This is a genomic window from Burkholderia sp. Ac-20384, from assembly GCF_017104605.1.
Lineage (GTDB): Bacteria > Pseudomonadota > Gammaproteobacteria > Burkholderiales > Burkholderiaceae > Burkholderia > Burkholderia lata.
In genome coordinates, this window is the sequence record NZ_JAAGPE010000514.1 from 1 (window position 1) to 3,941 (window position 3,941).

The 3,941-nt window shown below is 68.0% G+C and carries 3 protein-coding genes; 2 read left to right on the top strand and 1 reads right to left on the bottom strand.

Annotated features, from left to right (window positions below; translation table 11 throughout):
• On the top strand, positions 1–570 hold a 570-nt coding region (locus G3O00_RS40885), incomplete at its 5' end, for a TolC family protein (RefSeq protein WP_206146394.1).
• Positions 571–627: 57 nt separating this feature from the next.
• Here the strand turns inward: G3O00_RS40885 and aceE are convergent.
• Positions 628–3,321, bottom strand: a complete 2,694-nt coding sequence (aceE, locus tag G3O00_RS40890; protein ID WP_206146395.1) for a pyruvate dehydrogenase (acetyl-transferring), homodimeric type — start codon at positions 3,319–3,321, stop codon at positions 628–630.
• A gap of 173 nt (positions 3,322–3,494) precedes the next feature.
• On the opposite strand from aceE, the gene G3O00_RS40895 reads away from it, so the two are divergent.
• The coding region (locus G3O00_RS40895; RefSeq protein WP_206146396.1) for a MarR family transcriptional regulator at positions 3,495–3,941 on the top strand (447 nt) is incomplete at its 3' end.

Here is a 3,941-nt window from a genome sequence, read left to right on the forward strand (position 1 = left end):
GCCGAGGCACGGCTGCACGCGGCGACCGCACGCGTCGGCGTCGCGACGGCCGACCTGTTCCCGCGCTTCACGCTGTCGGGGCTGCTCGGCAGCGCGACGAGCAGCTACGGGTTCTTCCGCGCGGGCAGCGACACGAACCTGATCGCGCTCGGCATCGACTGGTCGTTCCTCGACGTCGGCCGCGTGCGTGCACGGATCGCCGCGAGCGATGCGGAAGCGGCCGGCCAGCTTGCGCAGTACCGGCAGACCGTGCTCGGGGCGCTGGAGGAAACCGAGAACGCGCTGCTGCGCGCCGCCCGCACACGTGACGAAACGGGCCATCTCGTGCAGGCCGCGACCGACAGCGCGCGTGCCGCGCAGCTGGCGCAGGCGCGGTTTTCGGCGGGCGCAATCGACTACTACGAAGTGCTCGATGCGCAACGCTCGCTGCTGCAGGCACAGGATGCGGCGGCCGACGGGCAAATGCGCAGCGCGGCATCGACGGTGGCGCTGTACAAGGCGCTGGCGGGCGGCTGGCCGTCGGGAACGGGGCAGGGCCCGCAAGGCCCGCTCGCGCAGTCGGGGCAGTAGCGCGGGCACGGCGTCGCGGCAGGCCGGAGCGATCCTGCCTGCCGCGCCGCCGCGTGACTACACGCTGGCCGGATCGACCTTGTCGATGTCGATGCCGTAGCGCCGGATGGCTTCGCCGACGCGCGCACGCGGTATCGCGCCGTCGTCGGCGAGCGCCTTCAGCGCGGCGATCACGATGAAGTGCCGGTCGACCTCGAAGAACGTGCGCAGCGCGTCGCGCGTATCCGAGCGGCCGAAGCCGTCGGTGCCGAGCGACACGAAGCGCCTGCCGTCGATGAACGCACGGATCTGGTCGCCGACGATCTTCATGTAGTCGGTCGCCACCACCACCGGGCCCGTGCGGCCGTCGAGGCATTGCTGCACGTACGGCACACGCGGCGCCTGCTCGGGATGCAGCAGGTTCCAGCGTTCCGCCGCAAGCCCGTCGCGGCGTAGCTCGTTCAGGCTCGTCGCGCTCCACACGTCGCTCGACACGCCGAAGTCCTGCGCGAGCAGGTCGCTTGCGGCGAGCACTTCGCGCAGGATCGCGCCGCTGCCAATCAGCTGCACGTGCGGCGTACGCGATGTATCTGCCGCGCGCGACGTGTCTTCGCGCAGCAAATAGAGACCCTTGAGAATGCCGGCCTCCGCGCCGTCCGGCAGCGCCGGATGCGGATAGTTCTCGTTGAGCAGCGTGATGTAGTAGTAGACGTCTTCCTGTTCCGCGAACATTCGCCGCAGGCCATCGCGCACGATCACCGCGAGTTCGTACGCATAGGTCGGGTCGTACGACACGCAGTTCGGAATCACTGACGACAGCACGTGGCTGTGCCCGTCGTCGTGCTGCAGCCCTTCGCCCATCAGCGTCGTGCGGCCCGACGTCGCGCCGAGCAGGAAGCCGCGCGTACGCGCGTCGCCGGCCGCCCACGCGAGATCGCCGACACGTTGCAGCCCGAACATCGAATAGAAGATGTAGAACGGGATCGCCGGCAGGCCGTGGTTGCTGTACGCCGTGCCGGCCGCGATCCACGACGCGATCGCGCCCGATTCGTTGATGCCTTCCTGCAGGATCTGCCCGTCCTTCGCTTCCTTGTAGTAGCTGAGCTGGCCCGCGTCCTGCGGCGTATAGAGCTGGCCGAGATGCGAGTGGATGCCGATCTGGCGGAACAGGCCCTCCATCCCGAACGTACGCGATTCGTCCGGCACGATCGGCACGACGAGCTTGCCGAGCGCCGGATCCTTCAGCAGCGTGCCGAGGATGCGCACGAACGCCATCGTCGTCGACAGTCCGCGCTCGCCGCTGTCCTTGAGCTGACCTTCGAACGCGGCGAGCGGCGGCACCGGCAGCGGTTCCACGCGGCTGAAGCGGGCCGGCACGTGGCCGCCGAGCGCGGCACGGCGTTCCGCGAAGTAGCGTGCCTCGGCGCTTCCCGGCTCCGGCTTGAGGTAGGGCAGTTCGTCGAGCTGCGCATCGCTGACCGGCAACGCGAAGCGGTCGCGGAACGCACGGACGGCGTCCGCGCTCATCTTCTTCAACTGGTGGTTCACGTTCTGGCCTTCGCCGGCTTCGCCCATCCCGAAGCCCTTGACGGTCTTCGCGAGCACGACGGTCGGCCGTCCGTCCGCGCGCATCGCCTGCGCATAGGCCGCATGCACCTTTTCCGGATCGTGGCCGCCGCGTGCCAGTTTCCAGATGTCGTCGTCGGACAGGTCGGCGACGAGCTCAAGCAGTTCGGGATACTTGCCGAAGAAGTGCTCGCGCACGTACGCGCCGCTTTGCGACTTGAAGGTCTGGTAGTCGCCATCGACGCATTCCATCATGCGCTGGCGCAGCAGGCCCGTCGTGTCGCGTTCGAGCAGGCGATCCCAGCCGGCGCCCCAGATCACCTTGATGACGTTCCAGCCCGCCGCGCGGAACGTGCCTTCGAGTTCCTGGATGACCTTGCCGTTGCCGCGCACGGGGCCATCAAGGCGCTGCAGGTTGCAGTTGACGACGAAGATCAGGTTGTCGAGCCGTTCGCGCCCGGCGAGCGAGATCGCGGCGAGCGATTCGGGCTGGTCCATTTCGCCGTCGCCGAGAAATGCCCAGACCTTGCGGCCCTGATGCGCTTTCAGCCCGCGATATTCGAGGTAGCGCATGAAGCGCGCCTGATACGCGGCCGTGAGCGGCCCGAGCCCCATCGACACGGTGGGGAATTGCCAGAAATCGGGCATCAGCCGCGGATGCGGATACGACGACAGCCCGTCGCGGCCCGCTTCGCGGCCGGTCTCGCGGCGGAAGTTGTCGAGTTGAGCGTCCGTGATGCGGCCTTCCAGGTACGCGCGGCCATAGATGCCGGGCGCCGAATGGCCCTGGATGTAGACCATGTCGCCGTCGAACGTATCGGTGCGGCCGCGGAAGAAGTGATCGAAGCCGACGTCGTACAGCACCGCGGCCGACTGGTAGGTCGCGATGTGTCCGCCGACGTTCGAATGCCGGCCGGCACGCAGCACCATCACCATCGCGTTCCAGCGGATCATCGCGTTCAGGCGCCGTTCGAGCGCGAGATCGCCCGGATAGGCCGGTTGCCGTTCACGCGGCACCGAGTTCACGTACGCGGTCGTCACGCGGCCGTGCAGGTCGCCGTGGCGTGCCGCATCGAGGTCGGAAAGCTGGTCGAGCAGGTAGTGCGCGCGCGGGCGGCCTTCGAGCGCGATCACGGATTCGAGCGCATCGAGCCATTCGCGAGTTTCCTGCGGGTCGATGTCGGGTAGCGCGAGAGGTGCGGTCATGCAATGTCTCCAGGAGCATAAGACTGCGCGGGGCGACGGTCGTGGCGCCGCGTCGCGCGACGGAACGCCCGCCGATCGGCGGGCATATAGTTGCAATTGCAATCGTATGGAGGCAATTGTTATCGAGGTAAAATTTAATTGCAACTGCAATTCAACGAGAGGAACGACCTGACATGAGCGCACCCGAACCCGATCTGTGGTTCTCGTTCGTCCGCGCGCACCGGACGATGATTCGCGAGATCGAGCGCCGCCTCGCGGCGGCCGGCTTGCCGGCCTACGCGTGGTACGACGCGTTGTGGGGGCTCGAAAGCGGGCCCGACGGCACGCGCCGCATGCACGAACTGGCCGACGTGCTCGCGATCGAGCGCTACAACCTCACGCGCCTCGTCGACCGGCTCGAACAGGAGGAGCTCGTCACGCGCGCCCGTTCGGCGGACGACGGCCGCGCCGCGTATGCGCGCATCACCGACAAGGGGCGGACGCTGCGCAAGAAGATGTGGAAGGTGTATCAGTCGACGGTCGCGGAACTCTTCCTCGATCAGTTCGGCGGCAAGGAGCAGGTGGCGATGGCCGCTGCGCTCGACCGTGCGGCCGCCGCGGCGCGCGACGCGGCGGCCGAC